General features: G+C 60.8%; 29 protein-coding genes and 3 tRNA genes. 18 read left to right on the plus strand and 14 right to left on the minus strand.

What is annotated here, in order from left to right; genetic code table 11:
- Nucleotides 1-38 precede the first annotated feature (38 nt).
- From GH983_RS08095 to gloA, 3 genes are all read right to left on the minus strand, one after another.
- Nucleotides 39-113 (minus strand) — tRNA-Glu (locus GH983_RS08095).
- 160 nt (nucleotides 114-273) lie between these two features.
- On the minus strand, nucleotides 274-1,254 hold the full coding sequence (locus tag GH983_RS08100) for a hypothetical protein (RefSeq protein ID WP_069041467.1): 981 nt from the start codon (nucleotides 1,252-1,254) through the stop codon (nucleotides 274-276).
- A gap of 105 nt (nucleotides 1,255-1,359) precedes the next feature.
- On the minus strand, nucleotides 1,360-1,800 hold the full coding sequence (gloA, locus tag GH983_RS08105; protein ID WP_069041466.1) for a lactoylglutathione lyase: 441 nt from the start codon (nucleotides 1,798-1,800) through the stop codon (nucleotides 1,360-1,362).
- A gap of 182 nt (nucleotides 1,801-1,982) precedes the next feature.
- Between gloA and GH983_RS08110 the strand changes: the two genes are divergently transcribed.
- From GH983_RS08110 to GH983_RS08135, 6 genes are all read left to right on the plus strand, one after another.
- Nucleotides 1,983-2,561, plus strand: coding sequence for a cold-shock protein (locus GH983_RS08110; RefSeq protein ID WP_054151282.1), 579 nt, complete (start codon nucleotides 1,983-1,985; stop codon nucleotides 2,559-2,561).
- Nucleotides 2,562-2,565: 4 nt separating this feature from the next.
- The gene (locus GH983_RS08115) at nucleotides 2,566-3,042 is read left to right on the plus strand and encodes a DUF192 domain-containing protein (protein WP_054151283.1); all 477 of its coding nucleotides are present in this window, start codon (nucleotides 2,566-2,568) and stop codon (nucleotides 3,040-3,042) included.
- Nucleotides 3,043-3,146: 104 nt separating this feature from the next.
- Nucleotides 3,147-3,223 (plus strand) — tRNA-Pro (locus GH983_RS08120).
- A gap of 84 nt (nucleotides 3,224-3,307) precedes the next feature.
- Nucleotides 3,308-3,613: an ETC complex I subunit gene (locus GH983_RS08125; protein WP_069041465.1), complete on the plus strand. Its 306-nt coding sequence runs from the start codon at nucleotides 3,308-3,310 to the stop codon at nucleotides 3,611-3,613.
- A gap of 33 nt (nucleotides 3,614-3,646) precedes the next feature.
- A tRNA-Arg gene (locus GH983_RS08130) sits at nucleotides 3,647-3,723 on the plus strand.
- A 158-nt stretch (nucleotides 3,724-3,881) separates the two neighbouring features.
- A complete protein-coding gene (locus GH983_RS08135) occupies nucleotides 3,882-4,607 on the plus strand; it encodes a nuclease (RefSeq protein ID WP_069041464.1) in 726 nt (241 codons plus the stop codon).
- Nucleotides 4,608-4,690: 83 nt separating this feature from the next.
- Here GH983_RS08135 and GH983_RS08140 read toward each other — a convergent pair whose 3' ends face one another.
- From GH983_RS08140 to GH983_RS08155, 4 genes are all read right to left on the minus strand, one after another.
- The gene (locus GH983_RS08140) at nucleotides 4,691-5,464 is read right to left on the minus strand and encodes an amino acid ABC transporter ATP-binding protein (protein ID WP_054151286.1); all 774 of its coding nucleotides are present in this window, start codon (nucleotides 5,462-5,464) and stop codon (nucleotides 4,691-4,693) included.
- 17 nt (nucleotides 5,465-5,481) lie between these two features.
- A complete protein-coding gene (locus GH983_RS08145; protein ID WP_054151287.1) occupies nucleotides 5,482-6,633 on the minus strand; it encodes an amino acid ABC transporter permease in 1,152 nt (383 codons plus the stop codon).
- A 2-nt stretch (nucleotides 6,634-6,635) separates the two neighbouring features.
- Complete coding sequence (locus GH983_RS08150; RefSeq protein WP_153762117.1) at nucleotides 6,636-7,829, minus strand: amino acid ABC transporter permease; 1,194 nt, start codon at nucleotides 7,827-7,829, stop codon at nucleotides 6,636-6,638.
- A 166-nt stretch (nucleotides 7,830-7,995) separates the two neighbouring features.
- Nucleotides 7,996-9,024 carry an amino acid ABC transporter substrate-binding protein gene (locus tag GH983_RS08155; RefSeq protein WP_054151289.1) on the minus strand — a complete coding sequence of 343 codons (1,029 nt, stop codon included), beginning with the start codon at nucleotides 9,022-9,024 and terminating at the stop codon, nucleotides 7,996-7,998.
- A 356-nt stretch (nucleotides 9,025-9,380) separates the two neighbouring features.
- On the opposite strand from GH983_RS08155, the gene GH983_RS08160 reads away from it, so the two are divergent.
- Nucleotides 9,381-10,571 (plus strand): cystathionine beta-lyase, encoded by a 1,191-nt coding sequence (locus GH983_RS08160; protein ID WP_153762118.1) that lies wholly within the window; start codon nucleotides 9,381-9,383, stop codon nucleotides 10,569-10,571.
- Nucleotides 10,572-10,583: 12 nt separating this feature from the next.
- Here GH983_RS08160 and GH983_RS08165 read toward each other — a convergent pair whose 3' ends face one another.
- Together GH983_RS08165 and GH983_RS08170 are read right to left on the minus strand one after the other, a co-directional pair.
- Nucleotides 10,584-11,747: an FAD-dependent monooxygenase gene (locus GH983_RS08165; RefSeq protein WP_153762119.1), complete on the minus strand. Its 1,164-nt coding sequence runs from the start codon at nucleotides 11,745-11,747 to the stop codon at nucleotides 10,584-10,586.
- A 28-nt stretch (nucleotides 11,748-11,775) separates the two neighbouring features.
- Nucleotides 11,776-12,021, minus strand: coding sequence for a zinc-finger domain-containing protein (locus GH983_RS08170; protein ID WP_076396256.1), 246 nt, complete (start codon nucleotides 12,019-12,021; stop codon nucleotides 11,776-11,778).
- Nucleotides 12,022-12,184: 163 nt separating this feature from the next.
- Between GH983_RS08170 and GH983_RS08175 the strand changes: the two genes are divergently transcribed.
- Complete coding sequence (locus GH983_RS08175) at nucleotides 12,185-12,970, plus strand: alpha/beta fold hydrolase (protein WP_069041461.1); 786 nt, start codon at nucleotides 12,185-12,187, stop codon at nucleotides 12,968-12,970.
- A 3-nt stretch (nucleotides 12,971-12,973) separates the two neighbouring features.
- Here GH983_RS08175 and GH983_RS08180 read toward each other — a convergent pair whose 3' ends face one another.
- A complete protein-coding gene (locus GH983_RS08180; protein ID WP_153762120.1) occupies nucleotides 12,974-13,777 on the minus strand; it encodes an enoyl-CoA hydratase-related protein in 804 nt (267 codons plus the stop codon).
- A 71-nt stretch (nucleotides 13,778-13,848) separates the two neighbouring features.
- Here GH983_RS08180 and cysE point away from each other — a divergent pair, with 71 nt between their 5' ends.
- The 8 genes from cysE (at nucleotide 13,849) to GH983_RS08220 (ending at nucleotide 20,097) form a co-directional block, all read left to right on the plus strand.
- Nucleotides 13,849-14,673: a serine O-acetyltransferase gene (cysE, locus tag GH983_RS08185; protein ID WP_069041459.1), complete on the plus strand. Its 825-nt coding sequence runs from the start codon at nucleotides 13,849-13,851 to the stop codon at nucleotides 14,671-14,673.
- A gap of 127 nt (nucleotides 14,674-14,800) precedes the next feature.
- Nucleotides 14,801-15,004, plus strand: coding sequence for a DUF3126 family protein (locus GH983_RS08190; protein ID WP_006728476.1), 204 nt, complete (start codon nucleotides 14,801-14,803; stop codon nucleotides 15,002-15,004).
- Nucleotides 15,005-15,210: 206 nt separating this feature from the next.
- Nucleotides 15,211-15,558 carry a phasin family protein gene (locus tag GH983_RS08195; protein ID WP_153762121.1) on the plus strand — a complete coding sequence of 116 codons (348 nt, stop codon included), beginning with the start codon at nucleotides 15,211-15,213 and terminating at the stop codon, nucleotides 15,556-15,558.
- A gap of 241 nt (nucleotides 15,559-15,799) precedes the next feature.
- Nucleotides 15,800-16,147 (plus strand): ATP-dependent Clp protease adapter ClpS, encoded by a 348-nt coding sequence (clpS, locus tag GH983_RS08200; protein ID WP_054151297.1) that lies wholly within the window; start codon nucleotides 15,800-15,802, stop codon nucleotides 16,145-16,147.
- 9 nt (nucleotides 16,148-16,156) lie between these two features.
- Nucleotides 16,157-18,634 (plus strand): ATP-dependent Clp protease ATP-binding subunit ClpA, encoded by a 2,478-nt coding sequence (gene clpA, locus GH983_RS08205; RefSeq protein ID WP_153762122.1) that lies wholly within the window; start codon nucleotides 16,157-16,159, stop codon nucleotides 18,632-18,634.
- A 72-nt stretch (nucleotides 18,635-18,706) separates the two neighbouring features.
- Nucleotides 18,707-19,489, plus strand: coding sequence for an AzlC family ABC transporter permease (locus tag GH983_RS08210; RefSeq protein WP_054151299.1), 783 nt, complete (start codon nucleotides 18,707-18,709; stop codon nucleotides 19,487-19,489).
- Complete coding sequence (locus tag GH983_RS08215; RefSeq protein ID WP_153762123.1) at nucleotides 19,489-19,818, plus strand: AzlD domain-containing protein; 330 nt, start codon at nucleotides 19,489-19,491, stop codon at nucleotides 19,816-19,818. The genes GH983_RS08210 and GH983_RS08215 overlap by 1 nt, the downstream gene beginning before the upstream one ends.
- 90 nt (nucleotides 19,819-19,908) lie before the next feature.
- A complete protein-coding gene (locus tag GH983_RS08220) occupies nucleotides 19,909-20,097 on the plus strand; it encodes a hypothetical protein (RefSeq protein WP_153762124.1) in 189 nt (62 codons plus the stop codon).
- A gap of 30 nt (nucleotides 20,098-20,127) precedes the next feature.
- Here GH983_RS08220 and GH983_RS08225 read toward each other — a convergent pair whose 3' ends face one another.
- The 4 genes from GH983_RS08225 to GH983_RS08240 form a co-directional block, all read right to left on the minus strand.
- The gene (locus tag GH983_RS08225) at nucleotides 20,128-20,547 is read right to left on the minus strand and encodes an HIT family protein (RefSeq protein ID WP_054151302.1); all 420 of its coding nucleotides are present in this window, start codon (nucleotides 20,545-20,547) and stop codon (nucleotides 20,128-20,130) included.
- 71 nt (nucleotides 20,548-20,618) lie between these two features.
- Entirely contained in the window at nucleotides 20,619-21,818 is a 1,200-nt protein-coding gene (locus GH983_RS08230; protein WP_153762125.1) for a GNAT family N-acetyltransferase, read from the minus strand.
- 10 nt (nucleotides 21,819-21,828) lie between these two features.
- Nucleotides 21,829-22,560 carry a glycerophosphodiester phosphodiesterase gene (locus GH983_RS08235; RefSeq protein WP_153762126.1) on the minus strand — a complete coding sequence of 244 codons (732 nt, stop codon included), beginning with the start codon at nucleotides 22,558-22,560 and terminating at the stop codon, nucleotides 21,829-21,831.
- The gene (locus GH983_RS08240; protein WP_153762127.1) at nucleotides 22,557-23,027 is read right to left on the minus strand and encodes a RidA family protein; all 471 of its coding nucleotides are present in this window, start codon (nucleotides 23,025-23,027) and stop codon (nucleotides 22,557-22,559) included. Before GH983_RS08240 ends, GH983_RS08235 begins: the two co-directional genes overlap by 4 nt.
- 116 nt (nucleotides 23,028-23,143) lie before the next feature.
- On the opposite strand from GH983_RS08240, the gene GH983_RS08245 reads away from it, so the two are divergent.
- Together GH983_RS08245 and rpsB are read left to right on the plus strand one after the other, a co-directional pair.
- A complete protein-coding gene (locus GH983_RS08245) occupies nucleotides 23,144-23,974 on the plus strand; it encodes a cell envelope integrity EipB family protein (protein ID WP_054151306.1) in 831 nt (276 codons plus the stop codon).
- Between the two features lie 189 nt (nucleotides 23,975-24,163).
- Nucleotides 24,164-24,931, plus strand: coding sequence for a 30S ribosomal protein S2 (gene rpsB, locus GH983_RS08250; protein ID WP_054151307.1), 768 nt, complete (start codon nucleotides 24,164-24,166; stop codon nucleotides 24,929-24,931).
- The last annotated feature ends 111 nt before the right edge of the window (nucleotides 24,932-25,042 follow it).

Genomic DNA, 25,042 nt, shown 5'->3' on the forward strand with positions numbered 1-25,042 from the left:
ATCAAGAAGTTCATAATGTCTGGAAAAGAGAAACGAAGTGGCACGCCCTAGGGGAGTCGAACCCCTCTTCCCAGAATGAAAATCTGGTGTCCTAACCGATAGACGAAGGGCGCGTCTGCTTCGTGGCGCCCTTATAGTCAGGCTGTTTGAAGACCGCAAGCGGCATTTTCGCCTTTCATGCAAAAAATATGACAGGGGCCGCGCAGGCCCCTGAAAACTCGGATAATCCCTGTCTTTGGAAGGACTTGGCGCCCAGGCCGCTTGCCGAAGGAATCAAGGCTCTGCGGTCGTCGGTTGTGATTTCTTGCCGCCTTTCAAGAGATCCGCAAAGGATGGCAACCATCCCTTCTTCTTCTTTGCAGCCTCGGCATCCGCCACCAGTTCCTCGGCAGAGAGCGGCTCGGCCGGATCGGCTTCCTCGATTGCACCCATGGCCTGCAACTGGTCCGGCGTCAGCTGAACCCGATCCGGCACCGATCCGGCAGGCTCGCGCAGCGCAAGGATCTTTCGCTTCGGACGGGGATCCGAGAGTTTCTTCAGGACCGGTTCGTCGCCGCCGACTGCGGCAGGCTCGGCGAGCGGAGCCTGCACTGCGGCTTCCGCGCGCGCCTGTTCCTCCAGTGCCCGCTGTTGCATCAGCATCTGCTGTTCGGCAGACGGACTGAACAGGCTCTTGCTGACAGCATTGACACCGAGCGTCGGCATTTCGTTCGGCACGAGGCTGCCGCTCGGCACAGGTTCGCCGGGCGCAGTCTGGGCGGTAGCTGGCTCCATGGCCTGCACGACTGCCGCCTGCTGCCTCTGACCGGCAGAGAACAGGCTGTTGCTCCTGGGCGAGGCATTGGTCGGCTGCATGGTGATGTCGCCGAGATCGGCGGAGGCATGGGAGGCGGCCTGAGAAGAATCGCCTTGCGTCGCCTGTTGCTGCAGGGCGAGAACTTCCGGCGGCGGTTCGGCAATGTCGCTATAGGCGGCGGCCATCGGCACCGGCTTGCGCTTCAGGCGCGCAGGGTCCGTCTCGTTCTGGGACGGCATTGAGGCCGATGCGTCGGCAACCTGTCCCGAAACGGCACTCACATAGGGATCGCGAAACGCCTTTTTGGCTCCGGAATTGCCGGACGCCTCTTCCGCAGCCGAGGCTTCTCCGAGCGAGAGCACTTCGTCCGCGCTCGTCTGGCAAGAGGCGAGCATCAGGCCGCTGGCGACGGCAAGAATGCCGAGGGTCGGTCTGCGAGTATGGGAATTGCTGGTCATGGCAGGTCTCCGTCATCGCTCCCATCGGGGAAGCAGGGAGGGCCGCCGGGGCGGCCCTCGTCTGATGCGGAGACTAGGCGCGCAAACTTGCGCGAAGCGGTGGACTTACCAGGCGCCGGTGTTCGGCATCGATGCCCAGGGCTCGGCGGGCGCCAGGTTTTCGCCCTTCTGCAGGATCTCGATCGAGATGCCATCCGGCGAGCGGACAAAGGCCATGTGGCCATCGCGGGGCGGACGGTTGATGGTGACGCCATTGTCCATCAGCTTCTGGCAGATCGCATAGATATCGTCGACCTCGTAGGCGAGGTGGCCGAAATTGCGGCCGCCTGTATAGTCTTCGGTATCCCAATTATAGGTGAGCTCGAGGCAGGGCGACATGTCGGCCTTAGCCTTTTCGAGATCCTTCTCGGCGGTCAGGAAGACCAGCGTGAAGCGTCCCTTCTCGTTTTCATACCTGCGGATTTCAGTGAGGCCGAACAGCTCACAATAAAAGTGCAGGGAAGCCTCGAGATCCTTCACTCGGACCATGGTGTGTAGGTAGCGCATGGGTGTTCTCCTTTGACCCGGACGATATGGAACAGCCGTCAGCTTCGAGCAAGGCTGCGGTGCAAAAGCAATTGGTGAAATGTAAAACTAGGGCTTGCGCAGATCCGTTGACCAAATGTTAATCTGAATCTCAAGAATCAGTTAACTGAGCAATGTGACGCGTTTTCGAGGGGCTTGGGAAAATGGCGGACAGGATATCATCGAAGGGGCTCGGCGAGTTCGAAGAGCTGTCCGGAGAGGCCGTAGACCTGATCGAGATCACCGGCGTCATCAAATGGTTCGATGTCGCCAAGGGGTTCGGCTTTATCGTTCCCGACAACGGCATGCAGGATGTCCTGCTTCACGTGACCTGCCTGCGTCGCGACGGCTACCAGACCATTCTGGAAGGCACGCGCATCGTGGCGCTCATCCAGAAGCGCGACCGCGGTTATCAGGCCTTCCGGATACTGTCGATGGACCAGTCGACCGCGATCCATCCATCGCAGATGCCGCCGGTCCGCACCCATGTCCAGGTTACGCCGACCAGCGGGCTTGAGCGCGCTTTGGTCAAGTGGTTCAACCGCACCAAGGGTTTCGGGTTCCTGACGCGCGGCGAGGGCACGGAAGACATCTTCGTCCACATGGAAACCCTGCGCCGGTTCGGTCTGACGGAACTTCGTCCGGGTCAGACGGTGCTCGTGCGCTTCGGACCGGGGGACAAGGGGCTGATGGCCGCCGAAATCCATCCGGACAATCCCGGCCCCGCAGCACGGGCGCATTGAGCCTATGGCCGGCATGTCAATTCTCCTGAGAAGCGCCCTTGCGGCGCTTTTCGTGTTTTTCGGTCCTGTTGCTTCTGCCTGGAGCGAGGTGATATTCGAGCGCGGTCAACTTGGCTTCGAGACAAGTGCCGGCGAGACCATCACGATCGACGTCGAATGGGCCCTGACGGCCGAACAGCGGGCGAGGGGACTGATGGAACGGCCGCCGCTTCCCGATCGAACCGGCATGTTGTTCGATTTCGGTGATACCCGCATGGTCACCATGTGGATGGCCAGCACGCCATCCTCGCTGGACATGATCTTCATCGACGAAACCGGCCGCATCGTTCGCATCGCAGAGCGCACCACGCCCCTGTCCGAATCGATCGTGTCCTCAGGCGAGCCGGTCCGCTACGCCCTGGAGATTCGCGGCGGCCATGCGGCCGAACTCGGGCTCGATACATCCGCGCGCCTGGTCTTGCCGCTCGATCTGCCGAAATGACGAAGTCTCCGCTCTCTGCCGCCTGAAAAATCAGTGCCGGTAAAACCGCTTTTTTACTGTTGCGGGGGCAGGGTGAACCGTGTATTCCGGCAACATTGCTGGAACGGAGTGTAGCGCAGCCTGGTAGCGCATCTGGTTTGGGACCAGAGGGTCGGGAGTTCGAATCTCTCCACTCCGACCAGCAATCAAAGACCGCCGGCTAAGGCGGTCGGGAAGTGTTCGGCAGGCTGCCTTGCCGTTGAAGTCTTGGAGATGGATGAGACCCATGTCTGCAAAGATCTACCGCCCCGCGAAAACCGCCATGCAGTCTGGCAAGGCGAAGACCCATCTCTGGGTTCTGGAATTCGACCAGTCCGCGCCGCGCAAGATCGATCCGATGATGGGTTACACGACCTCCGGAGACACCCGCCAGCAGGTCAAGCTGACCTTCGAAACGCTGGAGCAGGCCGAAGCCTATGCCACGCGCGAAGGCATCGACTATCGCGTGCTCCTGCCGAAGGAAGCCAAGCGCCAGGTCGTGTCCTACACTGACAACTTCCGCTACAATCGTCTGCAGCCCTGGACGCACTGAACCGGCTTCAACCGCTTTCTGCAGTCCTCAGACGGTCCCTTAGCTCAGCTGGATAGAGCAAGTGCCTTCTAAGCACTAGGTCGCAGGTTCGAGCCCTGCAGGGATCGCCATCCTCTGCCACAATGCATGACGACTAGCCGGGCCGCTGAGCTTCGTTATTCCGGCGTCCAAAAGACCTGTGCAGAATCGAAACAGCGAAACGTTTTCTCACCCATGCCAACCTTTCGGAAACTCTTGGGCGTCATGATGCGCTCACGAGAGGTTAACCATGTCCAGTCGCACCGCTTCATCCCGCCGCGCGCCCGCAAAGCGCCGCAAGTCGAGCCGTTCTTCCGCAGGTCAGGGCATGACATCCTGGCTCGTCATCCTGGCGGTGGTGGCCGGTGGAATTGCGCTCTATGACAACAGGGCCACCGTCCTCAAGGAACTGTCACCTTTGCTGTCGAAGGAGCGATCCGTCGCGGCGAGCCCGACGCCGAAACCGGATACGAGCCGGGAAAAGCAGCCACAGCCCAAGACGCAATCGACTGCCGCGAAGGGGCCCGTACCACCAGCTTCAGTCGGTGTGGCAAAGGCAGCGGTGCCTGCGTCACGGCCTGCCATTGCTTCGACCGAGACGGCTGCTCTGACGGGTGAGAATTTCTCCGGAAAGTTCTATTTCTGCGGCACGTCCGGCCTCGACAATTGCGTCATGAGCGGGGACACCTTCTGGTACCGCAAGACGAAGATCGTGCTGGCGGATATTGCCGCCCCGCGCACCGATGGCGCCGCCTGCCAGCAGGAACGCGACCGGGGCTTCGCCGCCAAGGTGCGGCTCAAGGATCTCTTGAGTTCTGGCCGATTCGATCTCGAGACGCTCAAGGTGCAAGCCACAGGTGCCGCAGCCGGGGTATTGCGCGTGGCGACCCGCGACGGTCGCTCGCTGGGCTCCATTCTCGTCTCGGAAGGTCTGGCCAAGCCGCGCATGGCGCGTCAGCAGAACTGGTGCCCCTGACGGCAGCTGAGTCTTGCCCTCAATGCAGAAGAGCCCGCCGCAGTGTCGCGGCGGGCTCTCTTGTTTTGTGCCTGACAGGCAGATCAGTGCAGGATCTGGCTGAGGAAGAGCTTGGTACGCTCGTGCTGCGGATTGTCGAAGAACTCGGCCGGCGAGTTCTGCTCGACGATCTGACCCTGGTCCATGAAGATCACGCGGTCGGCAACCTGGCGGGCGAAGCCCATTTCATGGGTGACGCAGATCATCGTCATGCCTTCTTCGGCAAGGCCGACCATGGTGTCGAGCACTTCCTTGACCATCTCAGGGTCGAGCGCCGAGGTCGGCTCGTCGAACAGCATGATCTTCGGCTTCATGCAGAGCGCACGGGCAATCGCCACGCGCTGCTGCTGGCCGCCAGACAGCTGGCCCGGATATTTGTTGGCCTGTTCCGGGATCTTGACGCGCTTCAGGAAGTGCATCGCGACTTCCTCAGCATCCTTCTTCGGCATCTTGCGCACCCAGATCGGTGCCAGCGTGCAGTTTTCCAGGATGGTCAGGTGCGGGAAGAGGTTGAAGTGCTGGAACACCATGCCGACTTCACGGCGAACTTCGTCGATCTTCTTCAGGTCGTTCGTCAGCTCGATATTGTCGACAAGGATATTGCCCGTTTGGTGTTCCTCAAGCCGATTGATGCAGCGGATCATCGTCGATTTTCCGGATCCGGACGGTCCGGCCACGACAATGCGTTCGCCCTTCATCACCTTGAGGTTGATGTCTCGCAGCACGTGGAAATCACCGTACCACTTGTTCATGTTGATCAGCTCGACCGCCACATCGGTGCCCGACACGGTCTTTTTAGCGGAGTTGGCTTCAGCCATTGTTTTTCCCCTTGTCCTTATCGCTTGTGGCCGGTGTCGAGGTGCCGCTCCATGAAGGCGGAGTAGCGCGACATGCCGAAGCAGAAGATCCAGAATACGAAGCCAGCGAAGATCAGACCCGTGAGCGGCGTCACAGGAGTGGCCCAGGTGGCATCGGTGAAGTTGAGACGGACGATGCCCAGGAGGTCGAACATGCCGATGATCGACACGAGCGAGGTATCCTTGAACAGACCGATGAAGGTGTTGACGATGCCCGGGATGACCAGCTTGATCGCCTGCGGCAGGATGATCAGGCGGGTCTTCTGCCAATAGGAGAGGCCGAGCGAGTCTGCGCCCTCATACTGTCCCTTCGGGATCGCCTGCAGGCCGCCGCGCACGACTTCCGCCATATAAGCAGAGGCAAACAGCGACACGCCGACCAGCGCGCGTAGGAAGTTGTCTATGGTCCAGCCCGTTGGCATGAACAGCGGCAGCATCACATTGGCCATGAAGAGCACTGTGATCAGCGGCACGCCGCGAACGACTTCAATGAAGACGACACAGATCATCTTGATGATAGGCATGTCCGAACGGCGGCCGAGTGCCAGCAGGATGCCGAGCGGCAGCGAGACGGCGATGCCAACGAAGGACAGGATCAGCGTCACCATCAGGCCGCCCCAGAGCGGTGTTTCGACTTCCGTGAGGCCGAACCCGCCATGCAGCAGGAAGAAGGCGACGACGGGGAAGACGATGAACAGCAGAAGGGCGTTGAGGCCCTTGCGCGGCGCCTTGGGGATCAGCATCGGCACCAGGAGTGCGACGAACATCACGCCGACGAGGATAACGCGCCAGCGTTCCTCGAGCGGGTAGCGCCCGAAGATGAACTGCGAGAACCGGCTCTCGACGAAGGCCCAGCAGGCGCCTTTCCAACCGTCAGGCTGAGTGCCGCCTTGGGCGATCGTTGCGCAGACAGAGCGATCGGCACCGAACCACGCAGCGTCGAGGAACAGGAAGTTGATGGCCCCGGGCAGGATCAGAGCCAGCACGGCAAGCCCGATGATGGTCAGGACGACATCCTTCGGGGTTGCCAGAAGATTCTTTCGAACCCAGCCCACGACGCTCGCTTCCGAGGTCGGCGGGGGCAGCGGAGCCAGCATTTCCTGGCGGATATAAGTGACTTCAGACGCCATGATCAACGCTCCACCAGGGCCATTCTTGCATTGAACCAGTTCATGAAGAGCGAGGTCACAATGCTGATGGAGAGATAGACCACCAGCCAGATCGATACGATCTCGATCGCCTGGCCGGTCTGGTTGAGAGTGGTCCCGCCGGTAGAGACCAGTTCGGGGAAGCCTACGGCGACACCGAGAGACGAGTTTTTCGTCAGGTTCAGATACTGGCTGGTGAGCGGCGGAATGATGATGCGCATCGCCTGCGGCACGATCACGAGACGCGTCGTGGTCGACGGCTGCAGGCCGAGCGCGGACGCAGCCTCGGTCTGTCCCTTCGAGACACCCTTGATGCCGGCACGGATGATTTCCGCGATGAAGGCAGCGGTGTAGAAGGACAGAGCGAGATAGAGTGCAACGAACTCAGGTGCGATGACGGCGCCGCCGGACATGTTGAAACGGCTTGCGACCGGGTAGTCGAACGTCAATGGCGAGCCGGCCGCCAGGAAGGCGAGAACGGGCAGGCCGATGATCAGGCCGAGGCTGACCCAACCGGTCGGGAAGATCTGGCCGGTGCGCATCTGCCGCGCCTTCGCCCAGCGAGAAACGACGATGGCCGCGATGATGCCGATGACGATCGCTATCGGGATCATGCCCGCGCCATCACCCCAGATCGGCTTCGGGAAGGCGAGACCACGATTGTTGAGGAAGGTCGAGAACGGCAGTTCCAGCGAATCGCGCGGCTGCGGCAGGGTCGAAAGCACGCCCGAATACCAGAAGAAGATGACGAGCAGCGGCGGCAGGTTGCGGAAGGCCTCCACATAGACGGTGCAGAGCTTGGCGATCAGCCAGTTCCGCGACAGCCGGCCGATACCGATGAGAAAGCCGATCACGGTCGCTGTCACGATACCGGTTGCGGCGACCAGCAGCGTATTCAGCAGGCCGACTAGAATTGCCCTGCCATAGGTCGAATCCGACGTGTAGGCGATCAGGCTCTGCCCGATGTCGAAACCGGCACGGCCGTTCAGAAAGTCATAGCCCGTGGCGGTGTTGCTGCGGGCGAGGTTTGCGATGGTGTTGTTTGCAATGGTCCAGACGATAAACGTCATGACGGCGATCGTAGCGATCTGAAAGAAGATCGATCTTACTTTCGGATCGTAGATCAGCGAGCCAAGGCTCCGCCCTTCGGCGGGCAAACTGGTGGCGTGATCTGTCATGCTGTGCCAAATCCCCGAGGCTTCTGTGAGCCCTAAATGTTATTGTTTTTCGAGACAGCCGGCATTCTCTGATATCGCCGCTGACCGCAGCGCGTGTGCCGGTCTGAACACGTAGTCTGGATAAGCGCGAGGCGGCTTTCGCCGCCTCGCAAAGTCCAGCCTGATCTTAGCGGACCGGCGGTGCGTACTGCAGGCCACCGTTGGTCCACAGGGCGTTCACGCCGCGCTCGATCTTGAGCGGGGTGTTGGCGCCGATGTTGCGCTCGAAGACTTCGCCGTAGTTACCGACGCCCTTGATGATGTTGTAGGCCCAGTCATTGGTGAGGCCGAGGTCGGTACCGATCTTGGTGTCGGCTTCGGCGCCGAGGAAGCGCTTGATGTCCGGGTTGGTCGAAGACGACTTGATTTCGTCGACATTGGCCTGGGTGATGCCGAATTCTTCGGCCTGTACCAGGGCGTAGTGGGTCCACGAAACGATGTCGAACCACTGGTCGTCACCCTGACGAACGGCCGGACCAAGCGGCTCCTTCGAGATGATTTCCGGCAGGATCATGTGATCGTCCGGGTTGGTCAGCGTCAGACGCAGCGAATACAGGCCCGACTGGTCGGTCGTGTAAACGTCGCAACGGCCAGCCTGATAGGCAGCGTTGACTTCTTCCAGCTTTTCGAAAACGACCGGCTTGTACTCGAGGTTGTTGGCCTTGAAGTAGTCGGCGAGGTTGAGTTCGGTCGTGGTGCCGGACTGAACGCAGACGGCGGCGCCCGAGAGCTCGAGAGCGGATTTGACGTTCAGGCCCTTGGTGACCATGAAGCCCTGACCGTCATAGTAGTTGACGGTACGGAAGTTGAAGCCGAGCGCGGTGTCGCGGCTGATGGTCCAGGTGGTGTTGCGTGCGAGCATGTCGACTTCGCCAGACTGCAGCGCCGTGAAGCGGCTCTGGGCGGTGGTCGGCGTGTACTTGACCTTGGTGGCGTCACCAAAGACGGCGGCAGCAACGGCCTTGCAGTAATCGACGTCGAAACCGGTCCAGTTACCGGCAGCATCCGGCGAAGCGAAGCCGGCGAGACCCGTGTTCACGCCGCACTGGACGAAACCCTTGGCCTTCACGTCATCAAGCGTCGCGGCGGAAGCTGCGGACGCGCCAAAACCCAGGACCGCAGCGCCGATCGCAGCTGACAGGAACTTGTTGTTCATTTTTCCCAACCTTTTTTCTCTTGTTGTATGCCAGCGACGGCCACCAGCCGAATTCAGCGGTGCGCGTCGGCTCGCAGCCTCCCGGTGCGAGCATTCATATTCCATTCGTAAATTCATGCAGGGTCAAGTCTTTATGCCGCAGAACGGCCACAAAAGCGCGAATTTACCAAATTCGCCCTCCAAATAGGCAAAAATGTGTGGTTTTTAGCCTGAAGTGATGAAAATCTCGCCTTTTTGACTGTTCTGATATGCTCGAACTGCAAGACTTGCGCCGCGGATCACGGAATTGTGCAACTTGACCGCTCTTCAATGAGGCGCGAAAACCACGGCATCCGAGCCTGAGGAATCGTCAATCCATGAGCAAATCCAAAGACTGGCTGGCGTCTGCCGGCACCGACACGAGACTGTGCCATATCGGCTATGATCCGGCCGACTACCACGGCTTCGTCAATCCACCGGTCGTGCATGCCTCCACAGTCCTGTTTCCCAATGCGCGAGCCATGGAAACGCGTACGCAGCCCTACACCTATGGCACGCGCGGAACGCCGACGACGGACGCTCTGTGCCGTGCGATTGACGAGCTGGAGGGATCGGCCGGAACGATCCTGGTGCCGTCGGGCCTTGCTGCGATCACGGTTCCCTTTCTCGCCTTTCTGTCGGCCGGCGACCATGCGCTCATCGTCGATTCCGTCTATTCGCCCTGCCGCCATTTCTGCGACACGATGCTGACCCGCCTCGGGGTCGAGGTGGAGTATTACGATCCCGAGATCGGATCCGACATCGAGCGTCTCATCCGCCCGAACACCAGACTGGTGCATACCGAAGCGCCGGGCTCCAACACCATGGAAATGCAGGATATCAGAGCGATTTCCGACGCTGCGCACAAGCATGGTTGCGTGGTCACGATCGACAACACCTGGGCGACGCCGCTCTATTTCCGCGCCCTGGATTTTGGCGCCGACATCTCCATCCACGCCGCCACGAAATATCCGTCGGGCCATTCCGACATTCTGATGGGGACCGTTTCTGCCAATGCCAAGCACTGGCCGGTGCTGAAGGAAGCCAACATCACGCTCGGCATCTGCGGCGCTCCCGATGACAGCTATCAGATCCTGCGGGGCCTGCGCACAATGGGCCTGCGTCTAGAGCACCATTGCAAGAGTGCTCTTTCGGTCGCGCGCTGGCTGGAAGGCCGAGACGACGTCGGGCAGGTTCTGCATCCGGCGCTTGAAAGCTTTCCCGGTCATGCCATCTGGAAGCGCGATTTCAAGGGCGCGAGCGGCGTCTTCTCATTCGTCCTTCCGGCAGCCTCCAAGGACAGGATCAAGCCGAAGGCGCACGCTTTCCTCGATGCCCTGCAGCTTTTTGGCCTGGGCTGGTCCTGGGGCGGCTACGAGAGCCTCGCGGTTCTTGTCAATCTCGAAGACCGCAAGATCCGCAAGGGTCCCACCGACGGCGCCGTGATCAGGCTCCAGATCGGCCTCGAGAATGTCGAGGACATCTGCGCTGATCTCGAGCGTGGATTTGCAGCGGCAGCGTCTGTCTGACGCCAAAATCGCTCAGCCGTCGATGCGGTGGCCGTAGAGCCAGTCCAGGTCGGCGGCGAGCGTCTCGGGTGAACGCAGCGACAAAACGATGTCTCGTCCGAGGCGGAATGGGCCGCGCGCATGGTAGGCGAAGCGGTTGAAATCGCCGCGTGCCTTGACCCGGGCCGCGCGCGCCTTGCGTTCGCTCGTAAAGGCGGCAAGGGCCGAGGGCAGGGGTGCCCGCGCGACATGGGCTGCCAGGGCAAAGGCATCCTCGATCGCCATGGCCGCACCCTGCGCGGAAAAGGGCATCATCGCATGCGCCGCATCCCCGATCAGGACCGTATCGCGCCCATTGTGCCAGTTGCCCTCCGAAGCCTGATAGAGCGGCCAGAAAGTGGGGCGCTCCGCGCCGGCCAGAATTGTTCTGATGTCGCGATGCCAGCCTGAAAACTGTTCGAGCAGCATCGCGCGTCGGGCCGCATCCGCATCGATGGCCCAGCTTTCGTCGCTCCTCGTGCCGGCTGCAATGGCAACCAGATTGAAGCCCTCGATCTCGTTCAATGGATAGCTGACGAGATGCGCCTTGGCGCCGAGATAGGCAGTCACACCCGTCCGCGACAGGAAGGCGGGCGCCGCAGCCCGGCTGATGGTGAAGCGCCAGGCGATGTTGCCGGAAAAGCTGACGCTCGGCGCACCGGTGATCGCATCGCGGGCGACCGACCAGGCGCCATCGGCGCCAATGACCAGATCGGGTTTGCGCTGAGTGATCGCGGCGAGAGCGTCAATGCCTACGCCCTGCACCCGATGGCCGAGATGCATCCGGCACAGCGGTTGATTGAGCACGGCCCGCAGAAGCCCTTGCTGGAGTGTCGAGCGGTGCAGAACGCCGTAAGGATGACCCCAGCGCTTCCTTGCGAATTGACCGGCGGGTACCGATGCGAGGGGGCGCAGGTCTTTGCCTGAAACCAGGCTGATCGCCGTCGGCTCCAGCCAGTGACGTTCGAGATCGCCGAGCACGCCAAGTGCATCGAGGACGCGGGTCGCATTCGGCGACAGCTGGAGACCGGCGCCGACTTCTCCGAGTTGCGGTGCCTGCTCGATTATATCGGAGGAGATGCCCTTTGCGGCAAGCGACAGGGCAGCAGTCAGCCCCGCCACCCCGGCTCCGACGATGGCGGCGTGCTTGATGGACATGAAATCTATGCCGATCGTGACGCCGCGGTCACGCCGCCTTGATGTGGAAGACGCAGCCCGGCGGGTTGGTCTGTTCGGCCTTCAGGCTCGGATTGTAGCGGTAGAGCGTCGAGCAGTAGGAGCAGACCTTTTCGTTGTCATGTCCCATGTCGATGAAGATATGCGGATGGTCGTAGGGCACAGAGGCGCCGGTGCACATGAATTCTTTCACGCCGACTTCGATCACTCGGTGACCGCCGTCGTTCTGGAAATGGGGAATGGTGTGGCCGGCCATGACTTGCTCCGAATGCTGTGCGAATTTGCGCGGACATTAGCGCCGTCATCGCCAAATGTGTAGAGCCGTGCGGACGCAAAAGTCACAGAAAATCTGCCTGCGGCAATTGATGTCACCGTAACCATGGCTATGGTTGCCGGCCCATGCTCACAAGGACTGATCGATGAATCTCGACGCGCCGCCGTTTTCCAGCTTCCGCAACGATGGGCTAGACCTCGCCTATTTTGATGATGGAGATCCGGCCGGCGATCCGGTGCTGCTGATTCATGGCTTTGCTTCCTCGGCAAGCGTCAACTGGGTCTATCCCGGCTGGTTGCGCACGTTGGGCGATGCCGGCTACCGGGTGATCGCCATCGACAATCGCGGCCATGGCGCAAGCGCCAAGCCGCATGATCCGGAAGCTTACCATCCGACGGCGATGGCCGCTGATGCCGCAGCATTGCTCACCCATCTCGGGATCGCCGATGCCCATGTCATGGGCTATTCCATGGGCGCCCGGATTTCCGCTTTCCTGGCGATCGAACATCCCGACCGCGTTCGCTCGCTGATCTTCGGCGGCCTCGGTATCGGCATGTGCGACGGTGTGGGCGACTGGGATCCGATCGCCGACGCACTGCTTGCGCCCTCGCTCGAAGACGTGACCCACGAGCGTGGCCGCATGTTCCGCGCCTTTGCGGACCAGACGAAGTCAGACCGTCTGGCACTTGCCGCCTGCATTCGCACCTCCCGGGACCTGGTGCGTCGGGAGGATATAGCCAGGGTCGAGATCCCGACCTTGATCGGCGTGGGGACCAAGGATGACATTGCCGGATCGCCGCATGCGCTGGCCGAACTGATGCCGCGAGCCGTGGCGCTCGATATCCCCAATCGCGACCATATGCTGGCGGTTGGCGACCGGGTGTTCAAGAAGGCGGCCCTCGACTTCTATTCGGAACTAGCCGGAAACTGAAACTCAGCGGCCGGTGAAAACAGGCCGTCGGCGTTCGGCAAAGGCTGAGCGGCCCTCGCGATAGTCAGCGCTTTCGAAGGTCGAGGCGCCGATGATCTCGGCTTCCCGCAGCAGGTCATCATCGGCCTGTTCGACGGCGCGCAGGGCCAGTTTCGACGCGCGCAGCGACAAGGGGGCATTCGCGGCAATGGTGTCGGCCAGCATTTTTACGCGCTGCTCCAGTTCGTCGGGCTCGGTGATTTCAGACAAGAAGCCGCAGCCGAACAGGTCTGAGGCCTTCATCGCGGCGCCGGTATAAAGCGCGCGCCGTGCCATCTGGCTTCCAAGGCCACGGACAAAATCCTGGACGGCATCGGCCGGATAGGCAAGGCCGAGTCTGGCGGCGGGCACCGCAAACACCGCATCGGATGCCGCAATCCTCAAGTCGGTCGCCGCCGCGAGGCCGAAGCCGCCGCCATAGCAGACGCCCCTGATCGCCGCGATCATCGGAACCGGCGCTTCCCGGATGGCTGCAAACGCGCGGCTGTTCGAGGCCTCATACACGCGTGCGGTCTGAGTATCCTTGCGTAATTCGGTAAATTCCGAAATGTCTGCTCCGGCGCTGAAGTCTGCGGTGCCGGCCCCGGAAATCACGATCACGCGTGCCTCCGCCTCGACATGCAGCCAATGAATGGCCTCGGGGATCGCCCGCCACATGGCCGCCGTAACGGCATTCTTGCGTTGCGGATTGTCGAGGATCAACAGCCCCGTTCCGGCTTCAACGAAAGCTTTGATAAAGCCATTGGCGAAGCTGATCGACTGTTTCATGCGGCCCCCATTTGAGTTCATCAGGTCTTGGACTATATAATGCGTCTCTACGACGAATGAGGAGACCGGCAATGGTCGCACACAACGACGTCCTCAAGACCGAGACTGTCAAGTCCATGGATCCGATCTGGGATAGCCTGCGGCATGAAGCCCGCGTGGCCGCCGATCGCGATCCTATGCTGGCGGCCTTCTTCCACTCGACGGTGCTCAGCCACCGCTCGCTGGAGGATTGTGTGATCTACCGGATCTGCGAACGGCTCGATCACTCCGACGTGCCGGCGATCGTGTTGCGCCAGGCCTTCGAGGCGATGATGGCCGACTGGCCGGAATGGACCGGTATTCTCCGCGTCGACATCCAGGCCGTCTACGACCGCGATCCGGCCTGCACGAGGTTCCTCGAGCCGGTGCTCTATTTCAAGGGATTCCATGCGATCCAGACCCACCGTCTGGCCCATTGGCTGTGGAACAATGGCCGCAAGGACTTTGCGCTTTACCTGCAAAGCCGCTCGTCCAACATGTTCCAGACCGACATCAACCCGGCCGCACGGATCGGCAAGGGCATCTTCCTCGATCATGCCACCGGTCTCGTCGTTGGCGAAACCGCACGCATCGGAGACAATGTTTCCATTCTTCATGGTGTTACCCTGGGTGGTACCGGCAAGGAAGGTGCAGATCGACATCCGAAGATCGGTGATGGCGTGATGATCGGAGCGGGTGCCAAGGTCCTCGGCAACATTGAAGTGGGCAGCTGCTCGCGCATCGCTGCAGGTTCCGTCGTTCTAAAGCCCGTGCCGAAATGCACAACAGTCGCCGGCGTTCCCGCACGCGTGGTCGGGGAGGCGGGTTGTGCCGAGCCGGCGCGCTCAATGGACCAGATGATCGCTTCGGACGACTGACAGCACGAGAACGTGAACGGCAAGGTTTGCCCGGGTTCCCTGGGGCAAACTTCACTTCGCGTCTTTACAGGTCCGGAATGCCCGTGCGACAAGCGCGCACCCCAGAAACAGTCCACGGAGACGCAGTGTGAAGCCCGAAGAACTGAAGAAGCTCGACGCCTATTTCAAGCGCACCTTCAACCCGACGATGAGTGTGAAGGCCCGTCCGCGCAAGGACGATTCCGCTGAAGTGTATGTCGGTGACGAGTTCCTCGGCGTTGTCTTCAAGGACGACGAAGACGGCGATCTCTCCTACAATTTCTCGATGGCGATCCTCGACGTCGACCTTTGATCGCAGGGATCTCTGCAAGGCGCTGAAGAGCGCTAGCGCGCCAAAAGAAGTGTCATGAAGATGGGGCTGCGCCTGTTGGTGCGGCCCCATTTCCTTATCCGGCTTACAATTGACGATTGTTGTGCGCCGCACAAATTCACTTGACCCTTTTTGTGCGACTGCTATCTTCGCGCTATCTGATATGCCCAACAAGGAGGAGTGTCCGCATGATCAATATCGATGACGCCAGCAAGAAGGGCAAGGAAGCCATGGAAGCCATGATGAAGAACTATTCGGAAGTCACCAAGGGTTTTCAGGCGATCGCCACAGAAGCGACCGACTACTCCAAGAAGTCGTTCCAGGACATGGCGTCCTACATGGAAGCCCTGACATCGGTGAAGAGCGTTGAAGCTGCTTTCGAGCTCCAGACGTCCTTCATGAAGTCCTCCTATGAGAGTTTCGTTGCCGAAGCGACCAAGATGGGCGAAATGTATGCTGATCTCGCCAAGATCGCTTACAAGCCCTACGAGGGTGTTGTCGGCAAGGCCATGGCGCCAATGTCTTCTGCTGCCTGATCGAAGCTTGCGCGTAACATTCGAGACCGGCCGTGCCCCGCACGGCCGGTCTTGTCATTTGTGGCTGCTGGTATAACCTAATTCTTCCATTTCCTCGCATTTCCGGGCTTCGTGACAAATTGTCGTCATGGCAGCCTGGGGGGCTTAAAATCACCGCATAATGAACTACCTTACTGTGCTGAGTGTTCGTCCGCACCGATGTGTAACGGCAAACCGGCCGGACAACGGAGAATGAACTGAAATGACTGCCAAGCCGGTCTTCATGCAGAGCCAGGGTGACGGGGACAATGCCAATCGCGGCACCTCGGTGATCACCCGCACCAAGCCGAAGACGAAGAAGCCGAACCTGTATCGCGTCCTGCTTCTGAACGACGACTACACCCCGATGGAATTCGTGATCCACATCCTGGAGCGCTTTTTCCAGAAGGACAGGGAAGCCGCCACCCGCATCATGCTGCACGTCCACAATCATGGTGTCGGGGAATGTGGTGTCTTCACCTACGAAGTCGCCGAAACCAAAGTCTCACAGGTGATGGATTTCGCCAGGCAACATGAACATCCGCTTCAATGCGTCATGGAAAAGAAGTGAGGATCAGACGTGCCAACATTTTCACCCAGCCTCGAAAAAGCGCTGCATCAGGCCCTGACCTACGCAAACGAGCGTCACCACGAATATGCGACGCTGGAGCACCTGCTGCTCGCTCTGATCGACGACGCTGATGCCGCCGCCGTCATGGGGGCCTGCAACGTCAACCTCGATGCCTTGCGAAAGACTGTCGCCGATTTCGTCGACAACGATCTCGCCAATCTCATTACCGGCTATGACGAGGATTCGAAGCCGACTTCGAGCTTCCAGCGCGTCATCCAGCGGGCCGTGATCCATGTCCAGTCCTCGGGTCGCGAGGAAGTGACCGGCGCCAATGTGCTCGTTGCGATCTTCGCCGAGCGCGAGAGCAATGCCGCCTACTTCCTGCAGGAACAGGAAATGACCCGCTACGATGCGGTCAACTACATCTCCCATGGCATCGGCAAGCGTCCGGGTGCGTCGCAGGTTCGCAGCCCGCGCGGCTCGGATGAAGGCGAGCCCGAGGCCAAGCAGGGCCGTGAGCCGGATGAAGCCTCCGCCAAGGGCAAGCAGGAGGCTCTGAAGGCCTATTGCGTCAATCTCAATGAGAAGGCCAAGACTGGCCGTATCGATCCCCTGATCGGTCGCCACGACGAAGTGAACCGCACCATCCAGGTTCTGTGCCGTCGCTCCAAAAATAACCCGCTTTACGTGGGTGATCCCGGCGTCGGCAAGACCGCGATCGCCGAAGGTCTCGCCAAGCGCATCGTTGAAGGCAAGGTGCCGGAAGCGCTCGCTGATGCAACGATCTTCTCGCTCGACATGGGCACGCTGCTCGCCGGCACCCGCTATCGCGGTGACTTCGAGGAGCGCCTGAAGCAGGTGGTCAAGGAGCTCGAAGACTATCCTGGTGCCGTGCTGTTCATCGACGAGATCCATACGGTGATCGGCGCTGGCGCGACCTCTGGCGGCGCCATGGATGCGTCGAACCTCTTGAAGCCGGCGCTCTCTTCAGGGGCGATCCGTTGCATCGGTTCGACCACGTACAAGGAATATCGCCAGTTCTTCGAAAAGGACCGGGCGCTCGTCCGCCGCTTCCAGAAGATCGACGTCAACGAGCCTTCGATCGATGATGCGATCGAGATCATGAAGGGCCTGAAGCCCTATTTCGAGGACTACCACAAGCTCCGTTACACCAACGAAGCGATCAAGTCGGCTGTCGAGCTTTCGGCCCGCTACATCTCCGACCGCAAGCTGCCGGACAAGGCGATCGACGTGATCGACGAGACGGGTGCGGCCCAGATGTTGCTGCCGGCCTCGCGTCGCCGCAAGCTGATCACCGAGAGGGAGATCGAGGCTACCATCGCGACGATGGCACGCATTCCCCCGAAGACGGTGTCGAAGGACGACGAGATGGTGCTCGCCAATCTCGAAAAGGAACTGCGTTCCGTCGTCTACGGTCAGGACAAGGCAATCGAAGCCCTCTCCACCTCGATCAAGCTTGCCCGTGCCGGCCTGCGTGAACCGAACAAGCCGATCGGCTCTTATGTCTTCTCCGGTCCGACGGGCGTCGGCAAGACGGAAGTAGCCAAGCAGCTGGCGTCGTCGCTCGGTGTCGAGCTCCTGCGTTTCGACATGTCGGAATACATGGAGCGGCACACGGTATCGCGTCTGCTCGGTGCGCCTCCCGGCTATGTTGGCTTCGACCAGGGCGGTCTTCTGACCGATGGCGTCGACCAGCACCCGCATTCGGTCGTGCTGCTCGATGAAATCGAGAAGGCGCATCCGGATATCTACAACATCCTGCTGCAGGTCATGGACCATGGCCAGCTGACCGATCACAACGGCAAGAAGATCGACTTCCGCAACGTCATCCTGATCATGACGACCAATGCGGGCGCGTCGGAAATGGCGAAGTCGGCCATCGGCTTCGGTTCGTCCAAGCGCACCGGCGAAGACGAGGAGGCGCTCAACCGCCTGTTCACGCCGGAATTCCGCAACCGCCTCGATGCTACGATCCCGTTTGCACCGCTGCCGACGGAAGTCATCCACCAGGTCGTGCAGAAGTTCGTCATGCAGCTGGAAGCCCAGCTGTCCGAGCGCAACGTGACCTTCGATCTGTCCGAGGCCGCGATCGCCTGGCTGGCGAAGAGCGGTTACGACGAGAAGATGGGTGCCCGTCCGCTGGGTCGCGTGATCCAGGAGCACATCAAGAAGCCGCTCGCCAACGAGATCCTCTTCGGCAAGCTGAAGAAGGGTGGCGTCGTCAAGGTCGGGACCAAGACCGACGACACCGGCGCGGAAGTGCTCGATCTGGAGTCGATTGCAGAGGTGCCGGCCGTCAAGCCGAAGCCGGAAGCCGAAGTGGCATCGGCCAAGCCTGCTAAGGCGAAGCGCAAGCCGGCGGCAAAGGCCACGGCGATTGTCGATGAGGGTGATGTAGCCGTTATCGACGAGGCACCGAAGCAGCCGAAACGCTCCGCCGTGCCGAAGGTGCCGAAGAAGAAGTAAGCACCCCAAGCTTGAGAGACCCGTGCCGGGCGTTCCGCCCGGCACTTTCTTTTTGCCGATCCGGATTTTCAGATGTCTTCGGCCTCTTCAGATATTTCCCAAACACGGTGGTTTTTCACCGGCATGCGCGGGCTCTACAGCCTGCCTGCGATCATCCTGATGATTTCCTTCGTCGGCTTTTCTGCCTTCGCACTTGAATCGGGCGTCAGTCGCGCGGAAGCGATGTTCATGACAGCGGCGGTGTGGGCGCTGCCGGCCAAGATGATTCTGATCGGCACGATGACCAGCGGCGCCAATCTGCTGGCGATCTTCCTGGCCGTCTCGCTCTCTTCCATCCGCATGATGCCCATGGTCGCCTCGCTCGTGCCGGAAATGCGCACCGAACGCACGCCGACCTGGCTTTTGCTGTTCCTGTCGCATTTCATCGCAATAACCGCCTGGGTCTTTGCGATGGGCAGCTTCAAGAATGTGCCGAGGGAAGGGCGGGTCGCCTATTTCGCCGGATTCGGCATCACGCTGGTGACGGTGAACACAATCCTCGTCGGCGTCTGTTACGGGCTGGTGGCGAAGTTCCCGCCAGTGGTTGCCGGTCTTCTCTTCTTCCTGACCCCGGTCTACTTCATTGCTTCCATCTGGGCGACGGGCCGGCAGTCCGTCGTCAAGGTGGGCTTCATTGTCGGCGCCGTCTCGGGCCCGCTCCTGGCGCTGGTCATTCCCGGTTTCGACATCCTGATTGCCGGCCTTGGCGGCGGCACGCTGGCCTACCTCTTTGACCGCTACGTGATCCGTGCAGGACAGAAACAGGCGATCGCGGGTAGCGCCGAGCCGACAAGCCAGACCGAGGAGGTGGTCTGATGCAGGACTACTGGCCTTATATCGTCATCATCGTCGCCGGTTGGCTTGCTACGGACATGTGGCGCTGGCTCGGCGTGCTGGCCGGAAACCGGCTACAGGAGGGATCCGAAGCACTGAACTGGGTGAGGGCGGTCGCGACGGCGCTGGTGATGGCGGTGACGGCAAAACTCGTCGTCTTCCCGACGGGTACACTCGAGAGCTCTCCGCTCTGGCTGAGGCTCGCGGCGGCCGGATTCGGATTTGCTGCTTTCCTGTTGGCCGGCCAGCGTGTCATCGTCGGTGTCGTGGTTCCCCTGGCGATCCTGGGTGGGGGCCTGCTCTGGCTCTGACATCATCTCCGTTCACAGACGCGTGTGATCGCTGGAATTACCACATTTCGCTTCCCAAATCGGGTGTCCGATCAACCAGAGGATAGCGAAATGTCAAAGGTAGTACGCTTCCGAAAGCTGAAGCACGGGGACCCACCCCGTTTCAAGGTCTTGCCGGATGACCTGCGCAAGACGGCGGCCCACAGTTGCGGCTGGAGCGCGACGGGCTCCTTTCCGTTGATGGTGCTCTCGCTCGTCGGTGTTGCCGCCGTGTTGGTGATCGGCGGCTTCATTGGCTGATGGCGCGGCGAGATCGGGCTGGCGCTCGCTTCAGAGCGCCGCCTTGATCTTCTCGGCCTGAGCTTTCAACACGTCGACATCGGCCATGCCGCCCGCATGCGGCTTGAGCGGCACGCCCTCATGGCGCGGGATGACGTGGAAGTGCAGGTGGAAGACGGTCTGCCCGGCTGCCGGTTCGTTGAACTGCGCAATATAGACGCCGTCGGCGTCAAAGGCGTCCTTCGCGGCGTTGGCAAGCTTTTGCACGACCGGCATCAGCGTCGACAACACTTCCGGGTCGGCGTCGAGCAGGTTGCGCGAACCCTTTTTGGGAATGACGAGCAAGTGCCCCGGCGCCTGCGGCATAACATCCATGAACGCCAGTGTGTTTTCATCCTCGTAGAGTTTCACCGACGGAATGTCGCCGGCCAGGATCTTGGCGAAGATGTTGTTGGGATCATAGGCGGTCATGGTGGTCTCCTCGATTTCTGCAGCCACTTAACGGCAAGGCATGCTGGGCTTCAAGCCTGAGCTTGCGGCTCTCAACCGTCGAATTCCTCGCCCTCGCGCGGTTGGCGCTCGCCCTTGCGGAAGGGCGTATGTTCCCCGAGATACTCCCCGACCTGGGCCACTTCGCGCCGTTCGTGTTCGAGATAGTCGGCGACTGCCCTGCGCAGCCCGGGGTGGGCAATGAAGTGGGCGGAATGTGTGGTGACGGGTTCATAGCCGCGCGCGAGCTTGTGTTCGCCCTGGGCGCCGGCTTCGACACGGGCAAGGCCCTTGTGAAGCGCGAAGTCGATTGCCTGATGGTAGCAGACTTCGAAATGCAGAAAGGGGTGGTCCTCGGCGCAGCCCCAGTGGCGGCCATAAAGTGCGTCCGAACCGATGAAGTTGATGGCGCCCGCCACATAGCGACCGTCACGCTTTGCCATCACGAGCAGGACGTCGTCCGGCATGCGCTCGCCGACCAGCGAGTAGAACTGGCGTGTCAGGTAAGGCCGGCCCCATTTGCGGCTACCGGTGTCGATGTAGAAGCGGAAGAACTGGTCCCAGATCTCCTCGGTCAAATCGCTGCCCGTCAGCCAGTCGATGCTGATGCCGTTCTCGAGCGCGTTCCGCCTTTCCTTGCGCAGGTTCTTTCGTTTCGACGAGGAGAGTTCGGCGAGAAATGCCTCGTGATCGGCATAGCCGCGATTGATGAAATGGAACTGTTGGTCCGTACGCTGCAGAAAGCCGGCTTCCGTAAGGGCAGGGAGCTCGCCTTGCGGCAGGAACGTCACATGCGCCGAGGATGTCCCGAGTTCGCGGGCGACCTGCTGCAGTCCTTGGGCGAGTAGCGCCTGGACGCGAGATACGTCCTCGCCCTGTCGGACGAGCAGCCGGGGCCCGGTGGCCGGAGTGAAAGGGATGGAAGCCTGGAGCTTGGGATAGTAGCGTCCGCCGGCCCTGTGGAAGGCATCCGCCCAGCCATGGTCGAAGACATATTCGCCCTGACTGTGGCTCTTCAGATAACAGGGAATGGCGCCGATGAGGCGCCCTTCCTGTTCAAGCAGCAGATGGTGGCCCATCCAGCCTGTCTCGGCGGTTGCGGAACCCGACTCCTCGACGGACGAGAGAAAGGCAAACGAGGTGAAGGGGTTGTAGCCTGGGGCGGAGCGGGACGCTCCAGTGAGCTCTCCCCATTCGGCGGAAGCGATCTCCTTGAAGGAGCGCACTACACGGATTGTCACCTCGTCTGCCATGGATCTCCCGTCAGGCGATCGCCGGCGACTGGCGCGGGTCGAAGCCTTCGAATGTCATCTGGTCTGCATATTTATAGGTCTGTGCCCGCATGATTTCATCCCTGACTGTCCAGGTAATCACGGGCGCGCCCTTTTCACGCAGGTCTGCGACGAAATCATTCGGCAGATGGGCGACGCAATACGACGTGAAATCAAGCCCGAGGTCCATGGCTTCGCGATGCGCCGCAAAGTTTTCCGGCTTCACGCCTTCCGCAGTCAGGCCGACGGGCCAGGGGCATTCCGCGACCTTCAATGCCCGCAGCAGGTGATAGTCGAAGCTCATCAGCGCGACCTTGCCTTCGTAACCCTCGAGCACCTCAAGCACGGCCTCGACGAAACCGTCATCCTGCTCGGCATCGAGGCCCTTGAGTTCGATCACCAGCGGCACCCGGCCCTTCACGAGATCGAGCATCTGGCGAAGCGTCGGGATCTTGTCTGCGGTTCCGCCGATCGACAGCATCCGCAATTCGCCCGCTGTGCGCTCGCGCACTTCACCATTCATGTTGCAGAGCCGCTGCAGATCGTGGTCGTGGAAGACCATCGGCACGCTGTCGGACGAAAGCTGGATGTCGCATTCGATGGCAAAGCCTGCCTCGATCGCCCGGCTGAAGGCCGAGAGTGTGTTTTCCCAGATCTCTCTGTTCATGTCGTGATAGCCGCGATGGGCGACGGGGACGTCCTTGATCCAGTCGATGTGGCTCACAGGGCAATCTCCAGGATGGCGTCGATTTCGACGGCGGCATTCAGCGGCAGCTGCGCAACGCCCACGGCCGCGCGTGCATGTTTGCCGGCGTCACCCAGCACGTTTGCGATCAAGTTCGAGGCACCGTTGATGACGAGGTGCTGCTCGATAAAGCCCGGAGCGGATGCAACGAAACCATTCAGCTTCACGACACGGCTGATCCGCGAAAGGTCGCCGGACAGCGCCGCTTTCGCCTGGGCGAGGATATTGATGGCGCAGAGTTCGGCCGCTCTCTGAGCCTCGGCAAGCGCGACATCGCCACCGACGAGACCGATCACCGCCACTTTTCCGCCTTCAATCGGCAACTGTCCCGAGAGGAACAGCAGGTTTCCGCTGATCACATAGGGCACGTAATTGGCGGCGGGGGCTGCGGCTTCCGGCAGGCTGATGCCCAGCGCTGCAAGGCGGCCGTCGATTGTGTCGGACATGGTCGATTCCCGGTCTGTTGATAAAAGTTGAGAAAGTTGTGGTGACGAAAAGCATGTCTCGCTTTTGTCGGATGTGTTCTTATAACATCGACGACGAGTTCAACAGGAGGGTGTCGATGTTTCCTTTGCGAATGGCGGTCCGTGCGACGCTTTCCCTGGCTGCCTTTGGTGCGACCGGGCAGGTTGCATCCGCGGCGACCGTCGGCCTTGTGCCGCATCGCGCCGTCTACGAGATCGGGCTTAAGGAAGCGTCCGACCGCTCCGGTATCGAATCGGTACGCGGCCGCATGGTCTATGAATTCAGCGGCTCGGCCTGCAAGGGCTTCAACACCCAGTTCCGTTTCGTCACCCGCATCGACGTCGGTGAGGGCGTGCGTGTCACCGACCAGCGTTCTTCCACCTTCGAAGATGTCGCGGCTGGCACATTCCGCTTTGAGAACAAGTCCTTCACGGACGATCAGCTCGACAAGGATGTCAGCGGCGCCGCGGCCGAAGCCGGTGGCAAGGTCAAGATCGAGCTGACCGGCCCCGACAAGCGGGCGCTCGAGCTTGCCGATAGCCGGTTTCCGGCCGAGCACATGCTCGAAGTGATCGCCCGGGCGCGAAAGGGTGAACAGGTCTTCGAATCGCGGATCTTCGACGGCTCCGAGGATGGCGACCAGACCTACCTGACCACGACCATCGTCGGTGGCCCGACGAAGTCGAGCGACACAGATCCGGAAGCCAAAGCCCTGGAGTCGCTCGGCGCCCAGGACTACTGGCCCGTGTCGATCGCCTATTTCGATGAGAAGACCAGGGGCGATCAGGAGCCGATCTACAGTCAGTCTTTCAAGCTGTATGATAACGGCGTCACACGCGACCTGACGCTGGACTACGGCGATTTCGTCCTGGCCGGCAAGCTGACCAAGCTCGAAGTTCTCGGCAAGCCGGACGTTGGTTGCCCGTAAAGCTGCCTGCCCGTCTGGAAATCGCTTGTTTTACCCTTGATTTTTGACCGGCGCCCCTGTATGGCCGGCCTTATTCCACACGTGAGGCTTGGGATCGACAGGGAGAAATCCTGCCGCTTCCGCCCGGTGGCAGGCCGAAAGGTCTGCTGTTTGCTTCACGGGGGTTCAACCGGAAAAGGAGAAAAAGGCATGGCATTGCCTGATTTTAGCATGCGTCAGCTTCTGGAAGCTGGCATTCACTTCGGTCACCAGACGCACCGCTGGAACCCGAAGATGAAGCCGTACATCTTCGGCGATCGTAACAACATCCACATCATCGACCTGGCTCAGACCGTTCCGATGCTGTCGCGCGCCCTTCAGGTCGTGTCCGACACCGTCGCTCGTGGCGGCCGCGTTCTGTTCGTCGGTACCAAGCGTCAGGCTTCGGAAATCATCGCTGATTCCGCCAAGCGTTCGGCCCAGTACTATGTCAACTCCCGCTGGCTCGGCGGCATGATGACCAACTGGAAGACCATCTCGAACTCGATCGCCCGTCTGCGCAAGCTCGACGAGATCCTGGCCTCGGAAGCCTCTGGCTACTCCAAGAAGGAGCGCCTGAACCTTGAGCGCGAACGCGAAAAGCTTGAAAAGGCTCTCGGCGGTATCCGCGACATGGGCGGCACCCCGGACCTGATGTTCATCATCGACACCAACAAGGAAAAGATCGCGATCGACGAAGCCAAGCGCCTCGGCATCCCGGTTGTTGCTGTCATCGACTCGAACTGCGATCCGGACCTGATTGACTATCCGATCCCGGGCAATGACGACGCTTCGCGCGCCATCGCTCTCTACTGCGAACTGATCTCGCGCGCTGCCATCGACGGCATTGCTCGCCAGCAGGGCGCTTCCGGTCGTGACATCGGCGCCTCTGCCGAAGCTCCGATCGAGCCGGCTCTCGAAACCGAAGCCGACGCATAATCGCGTATAGCGGCGGGCTCCCGCCGCTTTTCCCGTCAAGGGAATGGCCGCCTGTGCGCTCTTCGAGCAGCGGGCGGCCTCCGTTCTTCCGGATGCCGCTTGCCATAGGCG

It is taken from the genome of Agrobacterium sp. MA01 (assembly GCF_009650195.1).
Lineage (GTDB): Bacteria > Pseudomonadota > Alphaproteobacteria > Rhizobiales > Rhizobiaceae > Allorhizobium.

Coding starts and splice junctions, on each gene's coding strand:
- GH983_RS08155 (WP_054151289.1), bottom strand. CDS start 9,024: ATGAACAACAAGTTCCTGTCAGCTGCGATCGGCGCTGCGGTCCTGGGT.
- GH983_RS08125 (WP_069041465.1), top strand. CDS start 3,308: ATGTCTGCAAAGATCTACCGCCCCGCGAAAACCGCCATGCAGTCTGGC.
- gloA (WP_069041466.1), bottom strand. CDS start 1,800: ATGCGCTACCTACACACCATGGTCCGAGTGAAGGATCTCGAGGCTTCC.
- GH983_RS08240 (WP_153762127.1), bottom strand. CDS start 23,027: ATGTCCGACACAATCGACGGCCGCCTTGCAGCGCTGGGCATCAGCCTG.
- GH983_RS08165 (WP_153762119.1), bottom strand. CDS start 11,747: ATGTCCATCAAGCACGCCGCCATCGTCGGAGCCGGGGTGGCGGGGCTG.
- GH983_RS08150 (WP_153762117.1), bottom strand. CDS start 7,829: ATGACAGATCACGCCACCAGTTTGCCCGCCGAAGGGCGGAGCCTTGGC.
- GH983_RS08100 (WP_069041467.1), bottom strand. CDS start 1,254: ATGACCAGCAATTCCCATACTCGCAGACCGACCCTCGGCATTCTTGCC.
- GH983_RS08225 (WP_054151302.1), bottom strand. CDS start 20,547: ATGACCGCCTATGATCCCAACAACATCTTCGCCAAGATCCTGGCCGGC.
- GH983_RS08160 (WP_153762118.1), top strand. CDS start 9,381: ATGAGCAAATCCAAAGACTGGCTGGCGTCTGCCGGCACCGACACGAGA.
- GH983_RS08145 (WP_054151287.1), bottom strand. CDS start 6,633: ATGGCGTCTGAAGTCACTTATATCCGCCAGGAAATGCTGGCTCCGCTG.
- GH983_RS08115 (WP_054151283.1), top strand. CDS start 2,566: ATGGCCGGCATGTCAATTCTCCTGAGAAGCGCCCTTGCGGCGCTTTTC.
- GH983_RS08135 (WP_069041464.1), top strand. CDS start 3,882: ATGTCCAGTCGCACCGCTTCATCCCGCCGCGCGCCCGCAAAGCGCCGC.
- GH983_RS08220 (WP_153762124.1), top strand. CDS start 19,909: ATGTCAAAGGTAGTACGCTTCCGAAAGCTGAAGCACGGGGACCCACCC.
- GH983_RS08180 (WP_153762120.1), bottom strand. CDS start 13,777: ATGAAACAGTCGATCAGCTTCGCCAATGGCTTTATCAAAGCTTTCGTT.
- GH983_RS08110 (WP_054151282.1), top strand. CDS start 1,983: ATGGCGGACAGGATATCATCGAAGGGGCTCGGCGAGTTCGAAGAGCTG.
- cysE (WP_069041459.1), top strand. CDS start 13,849: ATGGTCGCACACAACGACGTCCTCAAGACCGAGACTGTCAAGTCCATG.
- GH983_RS08210 (WP_054151299.1), top strand. CDS start 18,707: ATGTCTTCGGCCTCTTCAGATATTTCCCAAACACGGTGGTTTTTCACC.
- GH983_RS08175 (WP_069041461.1), top strand. CDS start 12,185: ATGAATCTCGACGCGCCGCCGTTTTCCAGCTTCCGCAACGATGGGCTA.
- GH983_RS08245 (WP_054151306.1), top strand. CDS start 23,144: ATGTTTCCTTTGCGAATGGCGGTCCGTGCGACGCTTTCCCTGGCTGCC.
- GH983_RS08170 (WP_076396256.1), bottom strand. CDS start 12,021: ATGGCCGGCCACACCATTCCCCATTTCCAGAACGACGGCGGTCACCGA.
- GH983_RS08195 (WP_153762121.1), top strand. CDS start 15,211: ATGATCAATATCGATGACGCCAGCAAGAAGGGCAAGGAAGCCATGGAA.
- GH983_RS08230 (WP_153762125.1), bottom strand. CDS start 21,818: ATGGCAGACGAGGTGACAATCCGTGTAGTGCGCTCCTTCAAGGAGATC.
- rpsB (WP_054151307.1), top strand. CDS start 24,164: ATGGCATTGCCTGATTTTAGCATGCGTCAGCTTCTGGAAGCTGGCATT.
- GH983_RS08215 (WP_153762123.1), top strand. CDS start 19,489: ATGCAGGACTACTGGCCTTATATCGTCATCATCGTCGCCGGTTGGCTT.
- GH983_RS08140 (WP_054151286.1), bottom strand. CDS start 5,464: ATGGCTGAAGCCAACTCCGCTAAAAAGACCGTGTCGGGCACCGATGTG.
- clpS (WP_054151297.1), top strand. CDS start 15,800: ATGACTGCCAAGCCGGTCTTCATGCAGAGCCAGGGTGACGGGGACAAT.